The sequence below is a fragment of the Desulfosporosinus burensis genome, from assembly GCF_054657535.1.
The window spans coordinates 134,366-150,869 of sequence record NZ_BAAHYN010000011.1 but is presented as its reverse complement, the minus strand read 5'-3'; the positions used below and the strand labels follow the sequence as shown (position 1 = coordinate 150,869).

Sequence of the window (16,504 nt, the reverse complement as noted above, 5' to 3'; positions counted from 1 at the left end):
GTATTAAAACTTCCTTAACTGTTCATTCGCAGGAAGGCCAGGGCGAGGTGATTTCTTAGACTATTAGAATTGTCAAATGAGCGTAAAATCCTGAGACAGTGTAACATATATTTACAAAATGAATTTGTGGATTATATCAAACATACCGGAACATTTAGAAAAATTAATAACATTGTCTAACATTTCTTTTGTATTGAGGATATAAGAGCTTGTTTTTTGCATGTTTATTTACTGGTACGAAATTTGCATAAGTGTTTATACATATCTAAAAGGGGGGTGATGAAAATATTAATCGATCAATCTAAAATTATTTCATGCGATATTACTTATCGCTTCCTAGTTTAATATAAATAGGATATTGCTTGTGTAACAGCCACCGCCAAAGGGTCGATGTTGATAAATTTGGGGAAAAAGGGGAGTTATATTTGTCTAGTAACTTTATTTATCATAACCGGGATCACAAATTTATTATTAAGGAATGGCTGGAGGGAGAAAAGATCTTTGGCTGGGACCGATTCAAGGATTATTTAAGTGTGGACGATGTAGATCAGATTCTTGACCAGGCCTTGAAAGTCTGCAAGGATGTAGTTGCTCCGACGAATGATGATGGTGACCGAATAGGGGCGATATTTAGCGAAGGTAAAGTGATCGTACCGAGTTCCTTTCATCACGCTTATCAATTTATCCAGAAGAACGGCTGGGGTTCAACTAACAAAGATGTGGAAGGGGAAGGGATTCTGCCAAATATTTTATTCGGTGCTGTACACGAGTATTTACTAGCAGCTAATCCGAGTTTAGAAACCTACATAGGGCTGACTAGTGAGACAGCCACAGTCATTCAATCCTACGGCTCTCAAAAACAGGTTGAACTGTTTGCTCCGAAACTATTTGAGGGTGTCTGGACTGGTACCATGTGTTTAACCGAACCCGGAGGTGGCTCCGACGTGGGTGATATGCTTTCTAAAGCCTACCCGACGGAAGACCCTACAGTCTATAAAATTAAGGGGACAAAATGCTTTATTTCAGCGGGTGACCATGACCTAACTGAGAATATTATCCACTTAGTACTTGCTCGGATTGACGGATCGGCAGCAGGTACTAAAGGTCTATCCCTATTTATTGTACCAAAGATCTGGGTTAACGACGATGGAAGTTTTGGAGAAGCGAATGATGTAGCAACAGTTGGAATCGAAAAGAAAATGGGACTTAAGGGGTCTGCAACTGCTGTCCTAAGTTTCGGTGAAGAAAGCACCTGCAGGGGGTTTCTTCTTGGTGAACCTCCAGATACCAACGGCTTGGGGCAAGGGATGGCCCAGATGTTTAAGATGATCAATGAGTCCCGGATCAACACTGGGCACAGCGCTCTAGGAGTAGCCACAGTTGCTTACAACAATGCAGTCGCCTATGCTAAGGACCGTGTACAGGGGAAGCTGTTCTGCAATCCTAAGGCAGGCAGGGTTCCAATTATCCAGCATGAGGATGTCAGACGCATGCTGCTAACACAAAAGGCCGTGCTGGAAGGTATGCGGGCGATGGTTTTTAAAGGTTATTACTATATGGATCAGATTACCTTTGGTCAGGATGATGCTGACGTCAGGGAAGCCAATCGTAGGATTGAAATAATTACGCCCCTGATTAAGGCTTATTGTTCAGATCAGGCTTGGACTCTTATCGCTGAGGCCATCCAAGTGCACGGCGGGTACGGTTTTACTGAAGAGTATCCGGTAGCGCGCCAGGCTAGGGACAGTAAGATTTACTCCATTTGGGAAGGCACCAATTATATTCAGTCCTTGGATTTGGTAAGTCGTAAATGGAAACTTGAAAATGGCAGCATATTCAACGAGTGGCTCGCTGAGCTAGAGCAATTTATTAATATACACAAGAATAACATCGACTTCATTAAGGAATTTGAAATTCTCATTCAAGCTGTCCTAGCTTATCAGGAATTACTGGAAGTGATGCAAGGTTACTTAAAGAAGACTCCGGGCCTTGTTCCTCTGTATTTCACCAGAGTTCTTAGGGTTACTGCTGAACTGTATATCGGCTGTCTCTTAATGCAACAGGCTTTGGTGGCCCAGAACAAATTAACTGAAGCCAATTCTGAACAGTCTTTTTATAAAGGCAAGATTTTCAGCGCATGTTTTTATGTTAGAAATATTGTTCCAGACGTTATGGCTACGGTCCGGGTCATTAAAGAGGAGGACAGCTCCGCGCTAGACATTCCAGAAGAGGCTTTTTAGTATATTGTTTGTTTCTCTTTTCATGCGCCATTGATTACGAATATGAAGGTTTTGTAGTGTGTTGGTGGGAGAGGATGAGAATTGAAGAAAGCTAGTAGATTAAGGAGAGATTTGTATGCGTGAAGTAGTTATCGTAAGTGGGATGCGTACCCCAATTGGTGATTTCTTGGGTTCTTTGAAAGAACTTTCGGCCGTCGAATTAGGGATAATAGTTCTAAAGGCTGCGTTAAACAAAGCTGGGATTGAGCCAAGCCAAATCGAAGAGGTAGTAGCAGGACACGCCAATCAGGCGGGATGCAAACCCAATACAGCTCGGCAGGTCGCTTTAGGATCAGGTTGTTCAGTTGAGACAGTAGCGGTAACAGTTAATCAGCAATGCGTATCTTCTCTGAGAGCTACAGAAATATTAGCTCAGGAAATTATTTTGGGCAAGGTGGAAGTTGGTGCAGCTGTCGGACCAGAGAGTATGTCAAATATACCCTATCTGTTGCCTGGGGCACGAAATGGCTATCGCATGGGTTCTGCGCAGGTTGTTGATGCCATGTTTAATGACGGACTGATTGACGCCTTTAACAACTACCACATGGGGGTTACGGCAGAAAATCTAGCGAAAATGTATAAGATTAGCCGCGAGGAACAGGATGAATTAGCTCTACTCAGCCACCAACGGGCCTGTCAGGCCAACAAGGAACTTGGAATTAAGCCGCTCGCGCGTATTGTTGCTACTGCCTCAACGGCAGTTGATCCTAAAATTATGGGGATTGGAGTCGTCCCGGCCGTAAAACGTGCCTTACATTTTGCCAACCTAACGTTAAAGGATATCGGGTACTGGGAAATCAATGAAGCATTTGCAGCTCAGTTCTTAGCAGTAAATCGAGAACTAAACTTGGATATGGATCAAGTGAATGCTAATGGTTCAGGTATCTCTTTAGGGCATCCAGTCAGTTGCACGGGGGCCCGCATAGTAGTTACACTGCTTCATGAGATGCAACGTAGGGGTGTTCGGTTTGGCTGTGCATCTCTTTGCGGTGGTGGTGGTCCGGCTACAGCAATCATTTTAGAACAGTATCTTGATTAAGAATAACACCTTTTTTTGAGGGATTAACAGTGAACTTGTTTCAACAAAGGTTAACATCGAGTCTCACGATTGGAGCAAGTTGAAACGTTCAAACGGTGAGAATCTCAAAAGTGGAGGTGGTAAACATAATTGGCAAAGATTTAATTGGCCGGGAAAGTAAACCTGTTGGGGTAAGGATCGAAGCCGATGCAGTTCGCATGTTTGCTGAAGCTGTGGGTATTTCCTTTAAAAATCGGGTGCCTCCCACTTTTTTTGGAACCTTTATGAAGGGTAGTATTGAAGGGATCGATCTGTTTCAACCCGGAACAATTCATGGAGAACAAAAATTCACTTATTTTCAACTTGTATCTGTTGGGGACTATCTTGTCTATACTCGTCGGATCAAGGATGTATTTGAGCGGTCCGTAAAGCTTGGCAAGATGACTTTTGTCATAGTTGAGACCACGGGGCGTAATTATGCGGGGGAACCTGTTTTTTCAATGAGTTCAACAGTGATATTCTCTGATCGGAGGACTGAGTAGATTGCAGCCGGAGCAGAAATCGATCAAATGACCACATCGACTAATAAAGAGTGAGAGCTAATAATATTTGAAGAGGTGCTTGAAATTGAACATTAATGATATCAAGAAGATTTGTGTAATTGGAGCAGGTAATATGGGGCACCAGATTTCTTTATGTGCGGCGATGGCTGGGTATGATGTTATCTGTACAGATATCAGCCAAGAAATGCTTGATAAAGCAGAAAACTTTGCCCGGACCTACTTACCGGAGCGAATTGTCAAAGGAAAATTAACTCAGGAGCAAGCTGATCGAGCCTTGGTCAATCTTCATTTTACCTTAAGCCTTGAGGAAGCGGCTGGAGATGCTGACTATGTGATCGAGGCTGCGATTGAAAAAATTGACATTAAACGTAAGCTTTTTGAGAACCTAGATAGGATAGCACCTCCGCATGCAATTTTAGCTACGAATAGTTCTTTTATTGTAAGTTCCAAGGTCGCTGATGTTACAACACGTCCAGATAAAGTGTGCAACATACACTTCTTCAATCCTGCACTGGTTATGAAACTTGTTGAAGTTGTACAAGGACCGCATACTTCTATAGAAACCGCACAAGTAACTATGGATTTGTGCAAAAAGCTGGGCAAAGTCGCTGTCTTACTAAAGAAAGAAATCTACGGTTTCTTGGTTAATAGAATTTTGGGGGCCATCAATCAGGAGGCCATGTTCCTTGTTGACATCGGGATTGCTAGCCCAGAAGCTATTGATATAGCGGTTGTTAACGCTTTGGGTCATCCAATGGGTCCGTTCCAACTGATGGATTTGGCTGGTATCGATCTTACTTACCACATTGCTATGGAACGCTATCAAGAAACCCATGATCCGAAAGATAAGCCTTCACCACTGGTAGTAGAAAAGTTCGTTAAAAAAGAATGGGGCCGAAAGACGAAGAAGGGTTTTTACTCATACGATTGACACTCCCCGTAGATACAATGAGTATCTCCTCAGAAAAGGCAGGCGACAAACGTCAGAATCTGACATCAAATATCCGAAATAAGGAGACTGAGTAGATGCAATATGAGACGCTACTAGTGCAAATCGACGATGGAATTGGAACAATAACCCTTAACCGACCTAAGGTGTTAAATGCCTTAAACAATCAAGTTATTATGGAATTAGGCGAAGTCGCTATGGAACTGGGAATGAATGATTCTATACGGGTAGTCATTATCACCGGAGGCGACAAAGTGTTTGCAGCCGGAGCAGATATCGATCAAATGGCTACAGCAACTACGGTTGATTTTGCTACAGATAACCAATCTGCACACCGTGCTTTTAGCGCCATCGAAAATATGCCCAAACCGGTAATTGCAGCGGTTGCAGGTTATGCTCTGGGCGGTGGGTGTGAATTAGCCTTAGTGGCAGATGTACGTATTGCCGCTGACACGGCTAAATTTGGCTTGCCGGAAATTAAACTAGGTATTTTGCCCGGATGCGGAGGAACCCAGCGTTTGCCAAGACTCATCGGAGCAGGCAGAGCCAAAGAGTTACTTTTTAGCGGTGACTTTATCAGTGCTGAGGAGGCATGTCGTATTGGTCTGGTCAATAAAGTAGTTCCCGCTGAAGAACTTTTCGAGGAAGCCAGAAAAATGGCTAAACGCTTTGCGAGCCAAGGGGCTGTGGCTTTACGCATGGCCAAGTCTTGCGTAAATGAAGGGATGCGAATGGACCTGGAAGCAGGGCTTCAGTATGAGCAAAGATGCTTCAGTATTTTGTTCTCCACCGAAGATCAAAAAGAAGGTATGAAGGCTTTTATGGAAAAGCGTAAGCCGAACTTTCAGGGAAGGTAGGTAATTGTAGGAGAGTTCTTCTGGAGATAACTTCCAGAAAACGAGATGATCAAGTTCAAATAATACGAGGGTGAGGAGGGTAAAGGTGAAATACCTTTGGGATTATCAGGTTAACGACTCGCTCCCAAGTCGGGAATGGTGCCCAACTGATCTGCAATTAAGGCAGTATGCGGAGGCTGCGGGTGATTTCAATCCTATTCACTTAGATGATGATTTTGCCCGAAGAGCAGGATTTGACGGTATAATAGCTCACGGGATGTTGACTATGGCTCAACTGGGAGCCATGCTGACAGACTGGATGAGTGAAGAAGGAACCCTTAAGAGTTTTGAAGTTCGGTTTAAAAATATGGTTCGAGTTGGAGAACGGATAGCTTTTTCTGGTAGTATTAAGGAAATTCTATCTAATACAGTAAAATGTGACCTTATAGTGACTAAAGCTAACGGAGAAGAAGTATTGACGGGATCAGCAGTGGTGACGTTTAAGGCGCTAAATAAATAGGTTTGTGCAATGAAGCGGAGGGGAAAAGATGGATGTAGAAACAGCAATTATGAATAGGCGTAGTATACGGAAATATACGCAAAATCCAGTTTCCGATGAATTAGTCTATGAACTGTTGGAAGCTGCTCGTTTGGCTCCCTCAGGAACTAATCACCAACCCTGGAGGTTTATCGTGGTAAGGGATCAAGTTGCAAAACAACAGATTCAAGCAGCAGCGTACAACCAAAAGCATTTGAGTGAAGCCCCAGTTTTGCTTGTATGCTGAGCTGACTTAATGACTTATAGAGATACTAGGAAAAGAGTTCAGGAGTTGATAGAAACAGGAACTATGGAGCATGAAGCTCTTGAAAACTACCCCGGTTTGGATAAACCTAAAGATATGGAAGCATTAAATAGCTATATTCCCCATGCCATGCTCAATGTGGCTATTGCGATGGAGAACATGGCCTTGAGAGCAGTTTCTTTGGGATTAGGGACTTGCATTGTCCAATTAATGAAGGCCAAGAAAATCGCACAAATTCTTGCCCTTCCAGAAAACATCATTATTACCGCGTTAATGCCAGTCGGATTTCCGGACCAAAACCCCGCACCCAGACCTAGGATAGCTCTAGAGGAAATCATTTTAATGCATAATTCACTATAATCAACGTCATTCTAAATAGCATCGACTCAGAGCAAAGTCCTGGTGGTGTCTGAGAACAAGTAGTAAAAAGCCCGGCATCATATTAACATAGCCGGGCTAAGGACATGGTAAATTACCCTAAAAAAGCGGAGTCTTAAACGATCAGAAAGCCAGCGGACAAGGAATCGTTGAAATAAGCTCTTAGGAAAATTCTAATAATTTGTATTCTTTCAACTTTCTATAGAGCGTCGGTCTACTTAAGCCCAGCACTTGTGCGGCTTGGGTTTTATTGCCATTCTCTATGGCTAACGTGTTTACGATAGATTCTCTTTCCAATACCTTCAGCGAAGTTCCAGCTTCAGGTGCCTTTAACTTTTGGGCCATTTCAAAAGGCAAGTGCTCAGGCAAAATGGAGCCATTGACCAATACCGCAGTTCTCTCAGCCGTGTTTTGTAATTCCCGGATATTACCGGGCCAACTGTACTCGCAAAGAATTTTTTGCACTGCCATGGTGGTTTCCGGGACTTCTTTCTTAAACCGGTAACAAGAATCTGTCAGAAACCGCTTCCAAAAAGATAGAATATCTTCTGGACGCTGTCGAAGCGGCGGTAATGTAATCTTAACCACATTTAACCGGTAATACAGATCCATTCTAAAGCGACCTTGGCGTACCTCGGCGAGCAAATCCTGGTTAGTCGCGGCGATAACCCTTACGTCGATCGGAATTACTTTATGTCCGCCCAGCCTAACTATTTCCCTATTTTGCAAAACTCTTAGCAAGATGACTTGAACATCTGGGGGCAACTCCCCAATCTCGTCCAGAAATATCGTTCCTCCGTTGGCCAACTCAAACTTGCCGGCATTTCCGTGTTTCTTGGCACCGGTAAAAGTCCCTTCCTCATAACCAAAGAGCTCACTCACAACAAGTTCCCTGGGTATAGCTCCGCAATTGATGGCGATTAAAGGTTCGCTATTTCGAGTACTGGCATAATGAATTGCCTGTGAAAACATCTCTTTTCCGGTTCCCGTTTCGCCCTCCAGGAGAACATTAACGTCACTGGCAGCTACCTTCTCAGCAATGACCTTTGCATCTAGGAAGGATTTGCTTTCACCTATAAGATCGGCGAAATCATATCCGATGGCAGTTTTAAAGGGTTTCTCTGTAACTGGTCTTTTTTCAAACCATATGACTTTTTTTTCACCTAAAGCATTGGAGGCGATGATGATTTCTTCATCTTTCATCACTGGATACCGTAATGATTGGTTATCCCTGTTGAGCTTTATTTTTTGATGCCAATGATTTTCAAGTTCGCTGATTTTCACGGGGGTTGTCCCCAAACTAGCCTTGGCCATGGAATTGGCTGAAATGATCCGATCATCGGCATCAACAAGCAGTCCGGCCCGCGGAATTTCTGAAAACAGGTATTCGGAAAAGGATTTCTGCCAGGACAACTGGTTGCTTAAATCAGCTTCTTTCATTACCCTTTCCAGTAAACTTGCTATCAGCCAAGCGATAGTCACAATGGCCGGAACCTGTCCAGTTTCACAGGTAATTGTAACAACTCCAGCAAGCTCTTTTGTAGGAGAGAAGACTGGGTGAGAAGCGCCATCGAAAAGGTGAAATAACGAGCAGTAATGCTGATAACTTTGAGTGGCAACCGGTTTTTTGAGTTTTAGGCAAATTCCAGTACAAGTGGTCCCTACAGAAGATTCCGTCCAGATAGCTCCCGGCACATACCCGTTCTTAGTGGAATACTCAACCCCTTTTTTATCGCCGTCCATGTAGAGTATTAGACCATCACTATTAGTCAGGGAGATATTAGCTGATAATTGTTCTAAATAAGATCTTATCTGGGTCTTGATATCTTCCGAAAGGTTTGAGTACGCTGGGTTGCTCTTCTGATAATTACTTAGATCTTGAGGGCTCACGCTCAACTGTCCTCTTTTTAAAAAAGGGTTAACGTTCGATTCCTTAGACCTTTGCCAAGAAGTGCGAATAAGAGGTGGAATATCTGGTGTAAGACTTCCCCTTTCAATGAACTTCTCCCATTCAATATGAGTCAGCATTCAATCCCCCCCAGATACTTGGAGATAGACTAGTCCGTTTATCACGGTTAAGGATTTGTTTGAAAATTCAGTATTAATTATTTATTATATACCAGTTAACCAAGATAAGCTATTATTTTTGTGTTGAGCTTTTTGCTTTGTAGCTATTATTTCTTTGGTTTTCAATATGAAAAAATTCAACAAGATGGAATTGGACGTATTTGACTCATAAATACCATCAACCAACATTTTACGGAAGCAGATAAGCAAATAGAAATTCTCTTCTGGAAATATTCAACGTTAAAAAACCAAAAAGTTATTGATGATTCATTAGCAGTCATTGCGAAAGAAGTACAAGATAGTACAGCGCTTATAGAACAGTACATGATATATGCACTGACAGATAAGGAAAAAGCGCTGTTCCAAGCTTATGATAAGAACCTTGCTGTTTCCGAGGATATATTTATGAAACTTATGGATACTACTATAAAGGGAGATTATATTGCGGCTAATCAGCTAGGTATAGAATCAAGTGCTGTTAGAAAAGAATCCTCGCTGGACGCACCAAAACGTTGCTCGGCTGCCTGCAGGAGTGCCTGAGTCAATGCTTCTACGTTATGTTCAAAACAAGCAGTCACAAATCTCGTAAGCGTGGAACAAATAGCGTTGCACAAAAAATTTGCCTCGATATTCAGCTGTTGAAAATCGAGGCGAATTTCGCATTCTTAGAAAAATCCTTCACTTGCAACATCCTTGATGTATTTATACTGTGGAATTGTCACTGTTTCTTGATCAGCCTCTTGAACTGGGCATCGGACAGCTCATTAACTTATCGGTTCCTTCTTCTACTAGACATTCCAAAATTAGATCTGCATATTCTCTGTCTTCCCGAACCATCTTCCGATAGCGCGTTTCCACCTCATAGGGAAGTCCGGAAAATAGCAGTCGATTTCTCCAGCTAGAAACGATTTCGTCATATCCATTACGTAGTTAATATTCGTCATGCCCAACCTGCTTATTTTCCTTCCTCAGCTTCCTTACTTGTTTGCTTTGCACAAAATAATGCCGGCAGCGTATCCGCCCATGGCATGTGGCTGTCCAATGAGTCCGTCTTGTTACGATAATCTAGATTGGGCAGATTTCTGAATATGTGGACTAGATATTCATAAGGATCCAAACCATTGGCTGTCGCCGTTTCTATGATGCTGAATACGCAATAGAAAAAAGACCACGTTTAGTGGTCTCCGTTTGAAAGAGCGTAAAATTTTGAGACTGTGTAACATATATTGACAAAATGAATCTGGGGATTACATCAGTAAAATTCTGAACATTCAAAATAATATGTAACATTATCTAACGGTTTTTTTTAACGGGGGGCCTAAGAGCTTGTTTTTTGTTGCTTATTTGGCTGGCACGAAACTTGCGTTAGGTTTATTTAGTCTCGGAAAACCAACAAGACTCTGGGTATTATGGAGATGCCATCCATTTTAATGTTCTTTGATAACTTTTGTGAAGTTGGGAGAGGTAAGTGGGGGTGAACCAAATATATCTAGCCAGAGACCAGTTGGTGCGACTGGGCTGAGAGTTTCCGAGAATCTACATATTATACGAGGAGGTGAAAATATGTGACGCAAGTCGGGAGTTAATTGTTTTTGAATCGAGAGAGAGTTTCTCAGAGAACTGGAAACAAGGAGGTAATAAGTCTGAAACATTTGTAGGATAACGCACATTAGTTCGAGAGCATAGCAAACAAGCCATCAAGAGATGACTTAAAATTGAATTAATATACTGAGTCAGGCTGTAGTTTTTATTCGGTATCCTTGATTTTTAGCGATCAAAATTGCTTGTTCAACCGTGATTTCGCGGTCTACTGGAAGAACATCGGATTTTTTGTATAAGTCAGCATTATAGGGTTCTTTCTTTTTAAGAATCATATAAATCGCAGTTAGTAACATGCGCGCAATTGCGATGATTGCTCGTTTGTGCCCACGACGCTTTTTGAGTTTTAAGTAGCGGTTACGGATTTCAGGATGCTTTTCACTCTTTACCACAGCAGTGGCGCATTGGACTAAAAGTGGTTTGATGTAACAACCAGCTTTTGAAATCCTAACAGACTTTTTCTTTCCGGCACTTTCGTTATTCGTAGGTGTAAGCCCTGCCCAGGAGCATAAATGCTTAGCTGTCGGGAACACGTCCATATTGACACCTATTTCGGAAACCACAGTAATGGTAGAAAAGATGTTTTTAAAGGACGGAACAGTTAAGATCAAGTTTAGTTCTTCTGCGTAGGGCACGGAAAGAGAAAGGATAATTCCCTCAAGATCTGATTTGCGCTCAGTGAGATCTTCATAGTGTCGCTTGATGATTTTAAGTTTCCCCGCTTGTTCGAGTGTGATAAACCCATCAACGGCAAGCTCAAGTTCAGGAAGTTTTTTAAACAGAGAACAATGTACAAGGGATTCTAAGTCAAACGTGGTATCCAGGGGGTTCTCAAGGATCTTGTCAATAATCTTCATAGAACTCTTGCCAAAAGTGTCCGAAAGGACATTGCCAAGTTGAATGTTGGATACCGTCAAGCAATTTTGAAGTCTGTTTTTTTCGCTGGACATAAAGTTGGTCAGCTTAGCGCGATAGCGCATCAAGTCTCTAAGCTGTCTAATGGCAAGTGGTGGCATAAAGCTACCTGCGACAAGGTCATGCTTGAACAAGTCGGCAATCCACTGAGCATCTTTATTATCCGTTTTTTTACCGCGGATCGCTTTGACGTATTTCGGGTGAGCGAGGGTAATGTTGCAAGAATCTTCAAGAATGTTGAAGATTGGAATCCAGTATTTTCCTGTAGACTCCATACAAACTTCGCTGCAGTTGTTTTCACAAAGCCATTGTGACAGCTCTTTTAGGCCTTTTGTAAAGGTAGAAAAGCGATGGCGTTTGTAACTAGTAACCCCCTTGTTGTTTGTCGTAGCAATACAGGCAACCACAAAGGTTTTGTGGACGTCAATGCCACAACAAATTTGATGGACAATTTTTAAAGCCACAGTAGAATCTCCCTTCCTAGATTTGAAGGGATAGACAGCATTGACTGATTGCCTAGCTATAAACGAGTAATGTTTATACAAAGATAAGTCTGCGTGCTCAAAGTCACACTTATTTGTGCTTGGAAAGGCAATCTACACATATAAACATGCGGTCACTCCGTGTTTGGAGTAGCCCACTCACCTCCCCGTGGTTTGTAGTTAACTGCTATCCCTACGTTTATAGGATAAATAAAATAACGCTCAAAGCCAACACGTTTCATAACGTTTTGTGCCTTGAGCGCAGCGAAAGGAATGGATATAAACATGAATTCAGAGGGTCGCTTTGTTGTATGGACACACAGTCATATATGAAAAATTCACACGCCTGATCTTACTGATCCGAGAACCAAGGAAAACGTAGAGATAGAGTCTTTGGAGGGTGGCTGGGAAAGCTGGAGTATTTTGACAACTCGCCGCTTTGCCTCTTCGACATGGAGCGATACGGCATCGATGTGTGCATACTCTTACCAAGCCTGATTGGCACGAGAAATAAGGAGCACGCTACGCTGATAGAGAAATATCCAGACAAGTTCCGCGCATGTGGGTCAGCTGAGGTTCACTGGGGTTGTCCACAAACAAGCCTTAGCATTGGAATTGGCTAAAGGTACCCGGTCGTCGGCATTAACAAGCAGTCCTGTCTGCGGAATTTTTGGAAACTTGGGAAAATTGTTTCAGCTAGGACAATTGGTCGTTCAAATCAGCTTCTCTGAGGACCATTTCCAATAAACTTGATATCACCCTTTAAAGGCCACTTCTATATGGATCAAATTACCATTGGGCAGGACCATTTGGAAGTCCGGGAGGCTAACCGGAGGATTGAAATAATTTCCCCTCTGATCAAGGCCTATTGTTCAGATCTTGTCTGGGATCTCATCGCTCATTGAAGAACGGTTGCATCCATCTTGTGGCTTAAAATCAAAAGGATAACTTAAAACAGATGTCTATTTTATTTGAGTAGTCTCCGGTTTCTTATTCTATAATGAAAGAGAAGAGGTCATAAAATGAAAACAAACAGAACATTGATCAAACTGGCTATAATTTGCATTGCGCTAACTGATGTCGGTGTCGGAGCGACAACTCCAGCCTTAGCCACAATTGGCGCTGCTTTTCCAGGTTTTTCAGTGAGCTTGATCCAGATGATAGCTTCTATCCCTGCATTATTTGTTGGCTTAATACCTACGCTTTTATATGCTCCGTTGGTTAGATTCATCAGGAAGAGGTCCATATTATATATCGGTTGTGTTTTGTTTTTGGTCGGCGGTATAGCACCAGCATGGATAAATTCCAGTATTTATCATATTTTGATTTTCCGTGCATTTCTTGGAATCGGCATAGGTTTACTGACCCCTATGGGAATTGACTTAATTTATGACTTCTTTGAAGGACATGAACAGCGCACGATGCTTGGCTGGTCATCTGCATGTATCGGTTTCAGCGGGATACTCTTCCAGACATTGGGCGGATTCCTCTGCCAAATCAGCTGGCAATATACTTTCTACGCCTATTTTGTTGCCGCTGTTTTCTTCGCTATTGCCATTGCGTTTCTACCTGAACCTAATAAGAGGATTGAAACGGTTGCAGAGGGTGCTCCAAAATATAAACATAAGATTCCTAGTGCAACTTACCTATATGTCATTTTACTCTTTTTAAATGGAGTGTTCTTTTTTATCCCTATCACCAATGCTGCCTATGTCTTGATCGGCGAAGGCATGGCCCAACCTGGACAAATTGGCTTGATGTTCTCCGTGATGACTCTCGCGGCTGTCATTATAGGAATTGTTTTTGGTCAATTATTTAAGGTGTTTAAGTTCCACATCTTGACAATCTCATTTGTGTGTGGAGCCATTGGTTTGTTCTTAGCCAGCTATACCCAGTCCGTTACAGTTTACACAATCGCATTATTCTTAAACGGGTTTACTTTAGGCGGTACGACATCGGCAGTATGGGTGAAATTTGGTACTATAGTCCCTGCAGCGATGTTATCTCTGGCTATTGGTTTAGGTGTATCGGCATTTAATTTAGGCCAGTTCTTCCAGCCTATTATCTTTAATTTCTTTACCGTTCCCGGGAGGCAGCCTTTTATGATCGGTTGGATCGGTTTCGTTGTCTTGGCTGTAGTATCCATAATTCTCGAAAAAGCATTTCCCTCAAAAATTATTGCCGAGAGTACTGCTCAACTTCCGGCATAGGAGAGTCCTGAAATACGAGATAAAAAAACAAGCATAATATATAACCCTATAAGAGATAATAAACTGTCCAATTTAGCCGTTGATCCGTTGTCAGCGGCTTTCTTTCGGCTCTGTATTCATTTGACATCGATTATATTTATAAGAATTTTCGGTACCGTTTGACAGTGCACATTTCCATTTATGACGATTTTGTAGGTTGTCATAGCCATTCGATTTCATCTCTAAATTAGCTGAGCAAATGGGAATACCTTTCGGTGAAATTAGGATATCTCCTCCGGTTTTAGTATTCTTCTTACTTCGATTGTTAAGGTCAATAAATGGCTCGGCATTTTGGTGATCTAATATGAGATAAATGGCTTCGGCATCATGAGCAGCATCCAAGAGCATTTTGCCCACCGTGCCCAAGGTAAAACGTTGCTTGAATTCAACCGAACTGACGACGAGACTAACAGCATCATGCCTGGAAGCTGGCTAAAGTCTTGGATAAAGTGGCAAGTCGTAGTGACTATCCGCAGCAGAAATCATGTAGAGATGGTACCCATTAAAGTGCTTTTCTCTAGAGCTGTCCCAACCAGACCATAGATGATCCATCAACTTAATTATCTTAGTAATTTAAGGAGGTAAAAATAATGAAATATGAGGATTACAGTAGTTTGAAAATCAATGTCGACAGGAAAGTGGCCTTCGTTACAGTAGACCATCCGACTTCAAGGGTTAAAGACTTTTGATAAAATCCTCATCAAGCCAAATATTGTGGATTGGGATTTTGACCTGCCTTTTCCTCCATATGGTGTAGTCACCACCAGCGCGGTAATCGGTGCCCTTGTTAGGATTCTAGCTGAAAACGGATTAAAGAACAAGTCTGAAACATTTGTAGGATAACGCACATTAGTTCGAGAGCATAGCAAACAAGCCATCAAGAGATGACTTAAAATTGAATTAATATACTGAGTCAGGCTGTAGTTTTTATTCGGTATCCTTGATTTTTAGCGATCAAAATTGCTTGTTCAACCGTGATTTCGCGGTCTACTGGAAGAACATCGGATTTTTTGTATAAGTCAGCATTATAGGGTTCTTTCTTTTTAAGAATCATATAAATCGCAGTTAGTAACATGCGCGCAATTGCGATGATTGCTCGTTTGTGCCCACGACGCTTTTTGAGTTTTAAGTAGCGGTTACGGATTTCAGGATGCTTTTCACTCTTTACCACAGCAGTGGCGCATTGGACTAAAAGTGGTTTGATGTAACAACCAGCTTTTGAAATCCTAACAGACTTTTTCTTTCCGGCACTTTCGTTATTCGTAGGTGTAAGCCCTGCCCAGGAGCATAAATGCTTAGCTGTCGGGAACACGTCCATATTGACACCTATTTCGGAAACCACAGTAATGGTAGAAAAGATGTTTTTAAAGGACGGAACAGTTAAGATCAAGTTTAGTTCTTCTGCGTAGGGCACGGAAAGAGAAAGGATAATTCCCTCAAGATCTGATTTGCGCTCAGTGAGATCTTCATAGTGTCGCTTGATGATTTTAAGTTTCCCCGCTTGTTCGAGTGTGATAAACCCATCAACGGCAAGCTCAAGTTCAGGAAGTTTTTTAAACAGAGAACAATGTACAAGGGATTCTAAGTCAAACGTGGTATCCAGGGGGTTCTCAAGGATCTTGTCAATAATCTTCATAGAACTCTTGCCAAAAGTGTCCGAAAGGACATTGCCAAGTTGAATGTTGGATACCGTCAAGCAATTTTGAAGTCTGTTTTTTTCGCTGGACATAAAGTTGGTCAGCTTAGCGCGATAGCGCATCAAGTCTCTAAGCTGTCTAATGGCAAGTGGTGGCATAAAGCTACCTGCGACAAGGTCATGCTTGAACAAGTCGGCAATCCACTGAGCATCTTTATTATCCGTTTTTTTACCGCGGATCGCTTTGACGTATTTCGGGTGAGCGAGGGTAATGTTGCAAGAATCTTCAAGAATGTTGAAGATTGGAATCCAGTATTTTCCTGTAGACTCCATACAAACTTCGCTGCAGTTGTTTTCACAAAGCCATTGTGACAGCTCTTTTAGGCCTTTTGTAAAGGTAGAAAAGCGATGGCGTTTGTAACTAGTAACCCCCTTGTTGTTTGTCGTAGCAATACAGGCAACCACAAAGGTTTTGTGGACGTCAATGCCACAACAAATTTGATGGACAATTTTTAAAGCCACAGTAGAATCTCCCTTCCTAGATTTGAAGGGATAGACAGCATTGACTGATTGCCTAGCTATAAACGAGTAATGTTTATACAAAGATAAGTCTGCGTGCTCAAAGTCACACTTATTTGTGCTTGGAAAGGCAATCTACACATATAAACATGCGGTCACTCCGTGTTTGGAGTAGCCCACTCACCTCCCCGTGGTTTGTAGTTAACTGCTA

General features: G+C 42.2%; 16 protein-coding genes and 1 pseudogene. 12 read left to right on the top strand and 5 right to left on the bottom strand.

Annotated elements, in window-relative coordinates; translation table 11 throughout:
* The first annotated feature begins 425 nt into the window (after positions 1–425).
* From ACYQ3Q_RS19490 to ACYQ3Q_RS19455, 8 genes are all read left to right on the top strand, one after another.
* Positions 426–2,240, top strand: coding sequence for an acyl-CoA dehydrogenase family protein (locus ACYQ3Q_RS19490; RefSeq protein WP_459930173.1), 1,815 nt, complete (start codon positions 426–428; stop codon positions 2,238–2,240).
* A gap of 115 nt (positions 2,241–2,355) precedes the next feature.
* On the top strand, positions 2,356–3,318 hold the full coding sequence (locus ACYQ3Q_RS19485; RefSeq protein ID WP_459930172.1) for a thiolase family protein: 963 nt from the start codon (positions 2,356–2,358) through the stop codon (positions 3,316–3,318).
* A 95-nt stretch (positions 3,319–3,413) separates the two neighbouring features.
* Complete coding sequence (locus tag ACYQ3Q_RS19480; RefSeq protein WP_459930171.1) at positions 3,414–3,839, top strand: FAS1-like dehydratase domain-containing protein; 426 nt, start codon at positions 3,414–3,416, stop codon at positions 3,837–3,839.
* Between the two features lie 85 nt (positions 3,840–3,924).
* Positions 3,925–4,791, top strand: coding sequence for a 3-hydroxyacyl-CoA dehydrogenase family protein (locus ACYQ3Q_RS19475; protein ID WP_459930170.1), 867 nt, complete (start codon positions 3,925–3,927; stop codon positions 4,789–4,791).
* A gap of 95 nt (positions 4,792–4,886) precedes the next feature.
* Positions 4,887–5,666, top strand: coding sequence for an enoyl-CoA hydratase/isomerase family protein (locus ACYQ3Q_RS19470; protein ID WP_459930169.1), 780 nt, complete (start codon positions 4,887–4,889; stop codon positions 5,664–5,666).
* An 85-nt stretch (positions 5,667–5,751) separates the two neighbouring features.
* A complete protein-coding gene (locus ACYQ3Q_RS19465; RefSeq protein ID WP_459930168.1) occupies positions 5,752–6,165 on the top strand; it encodes a MaoC family dehydratase in 414 nt (137 codons plus the stop codon).
* A gap of 28 nt (positions 6,166–6,193) precedes the next feature.
* The gene (locus ACYQ3Q_RS19460) at positions 6,194–6,430 is read left to right on the top strand and encodes a nitroreductase family protein (protein ID WP_459930167.1); all 237 of its coding nucleotides are present in this window, start codon (positions 6,194–6,196) and stop codon (positions 6,428–6,430) included.
* Positions 6,431–6,439: 9 nt separating this feature from the next.
* Entirely contained in the window at positions 6,440–6,808 is a 369-nt protein-coding gene (locus tag ACYQ3Q_RS19455) for a nitroreductase family protein (protein WP_459930166.1), read from the top strand.
* A gap of 180 nt (positions 6,809–6,988) precedes the next feature.
* Here the strand turns inward: ACYQ3Q_RS19455 and ACYQ3Q_RS19450 are convergent, their stop codons facing one another.
* Positions 6,989–8,854 carry a sigma-54-dependent Fis family transcriptional regulator gene (locus tag ACYQ3Q_RS19450; RefSeq protein ID WP_459930165.1) on the bottom strand — a complete coding sequence of 622 codons (1,866 nt, stop codon included), beginning with the start codon at positions 8,852–8,854 and terminating at the stop codon, positions 6,989–6,991.
* Positions 8,855–9,217: 363 nt separating this feature from the next.
* Between ACYQ3Q_RS19450 and ACYQ3Q_RS19445 the strand changes: the two genes are divergently transcribed.
* A complete protein-coding gene (locus tag ACYQ3Q_RS19445; RefSeq protein ID WP_459930164.1) occupies positions 9,218–9,433 on the top strand; it encodes a hypothetical protein in 216 nt (71 codons plus the stop codon).
* A 415-nt stretch (positions 9,434–9,848) separates the two neighbouring features.
* Here ACYQ3Q_RS19445 and ACYQ3Q_RS19440 read toward each other — a convergent pair whose 3' ends face one another.
* Together ACYQ3Q_RS19440 and ACYQ3Q_RS19435 are read right to left on the bottom strand one after the other, a co-directional pair.
* Positions 9,849–10,034 carry a transposase domain-containing protein gene (locus ACYQ3Q_RS19440; RefSeq protein ID WP_459930242.1) on the bottom strand — a complete coding sequence of 62 codons (186 nt, stop codon included), beginning with the start codon at positions 10,032–10,034 and terminating at the stop codon, positions 9,849–9,851.
* Between the two features lie 592 nt (positions 10,035–10,626).
* Positions 10,627–11,871 carry an IS110 family RNA-guided transposase gene (locus tag ACYQ3Q_RS19435; RefSeq protein ID WP_459928991.1) on the bottom strand — a complete coding sequence of 415 codons (1,245 nt, stop codon included), beginning with the start codon at positions 11,869–11,871 and terminating at the stop codon, positions 10,627–10,629.
* A gap of 797 nt (positions 11,872–12,668) precedes the next feature.
* On the opposite strand from ACYQ3Q_RS19435, the gene ACYQ3Q_RS19430 reads away from it, so the two are divergent.
* Both ACYQ3Q_RS19430 and ACYQ3Q_RS19425 read left to right on the top strand, forming a co-directional pair.
* Complete coding sequence (locus ACYQ3Q_RS19430; RefSeq protein WP_459930163.1) at positions 12,669–12,794, top strand: hypothetical protein; 126 nt, start codon at positions 12,669–12,671, stop codon at positions 12,792–12,794.
* Between the two features lie 117 nt (positions 12,795–12,911).
* Positions 12,912–14,099 carry an MFS transporter gene (locus ACYQ3Q_RS19425; RefSeq protein WP_459930162.1) on the top strand — a complete coding sequence of 396 codons (1,188 nt, stop codon included), beginning with the start codon at positions 12,912–12,914 and terminating at the stop codon, positions 14,097–14,099.
* A 90-nt stretch (positions 14,100–14,189) separates the two neighbouring features.
* Here ACYQ3Q_RS19425 and ACYQ3Q_RS19420 read toward each other — a convergent pair whose 3' ends face one another.
* Positions 14,190–14,486, bottom strand: a complete 297-nt coding sequence (locus ACYQ3Q_RS19420) for a hypothetical protein (protein WP_459930161.1) — start codon at positions 14,484–14,486, stop codon at positions 14,190–14,192.
* 312 nt (positions 14,487–14,798) lie between these two features.
* Between ACYQ3Q_RS19420 and ACYQ3Q_RS19415 the strand changes: the two are divergent.
* A pseudogene (locus tag ACYQ3Q_RS19415) lies at positions 14,799–14,957 on the top strand (DUF362 domain-containing protein); the annotation flags it as partial.
* Between the two features lie 94 nt (positions 14,958–15,051).
* Here ACYQ3Q_RS19415 and ACYQ3Q_RS19410 read toward each other — a convergent pair.
* On the bottom strand, positions 15,052–16,296 hold the full coding sequence (locus ACYQ3Q_RS19410; RefSeq protein ID WP_459928991.1) for an IS110 family RNA-guided transposase: 1,245 nt from the start codon (positions 16,294–16,296) through the stop codon (positions 15,052–15,054).
* Positions 16,297–16,504: the final 208 nt, after the last annotated feature.

Coding starts and splice junctions, on each gene's coding strand:
- ACYQ3Q_RS19460 (WP_459930167.1), top strand. CDS start 6,194: ATGGATGTAGAAACAGCAATTATGAATAGGCGTAGTATACGGAAATAT.
- ACYQ3Q_RS19445 (WP_459930164.1), top strand. CDS start 9,218: ATGATATATGCACTGACAGATAAGGAAAAAGCGCTGTTCCAAGCTTAT.
- ACYQ3Q_RS19420 (WP_459930161.1), bottom strand. CDS start 14,486: ATGCTCTTGGATGCTGCTCATGATGCCGAAGCCATTTATCTCATATTA.
- ACYQ3Q_RS19485 (WP_459930172.1), top strand. CDS start 2,356: ATGCGTGAAGTAGTTATCGTAAGTGGGATGCGTACCCCAATTGGTGAT.
- ACYQ3Q_RS19450 (WP_459930165.1), bottom strand. CDS start 8,854: ATGCTGACTCATATTGAATGGGAGAAGTTCATTGAAAGGGGAAGTCTT.
- ACYQ3Q_RS19425 (WP_459930162.1), top strand. CDS start 12,912: ATGAAAACAAACAGAACATTGATCAAACTGGCTATAATTTGCATTGCG.
- ACYQ3Q_RS19470 (WP_459930169.1), top strand. CDS start 4,887: ATGCAATATGAGACGCTACTAGTGCAAATCGACGATGGAATTGGAACA.
- ACYQ3Q_RS19455 (WP_459930166.1), top strand. CDS start 6,440: ATGACTTATAGAGATACTAGGAAAAGAGTTCAGGAGTTGATAGAAACA.
- ACYQ3Q_RS19430 (WP_459930163.1), top strand. CDS start 12,669: ATGGATCAAATTACCATTGGGCAGGACCATTTGGAAGTCCGGGAGGCT.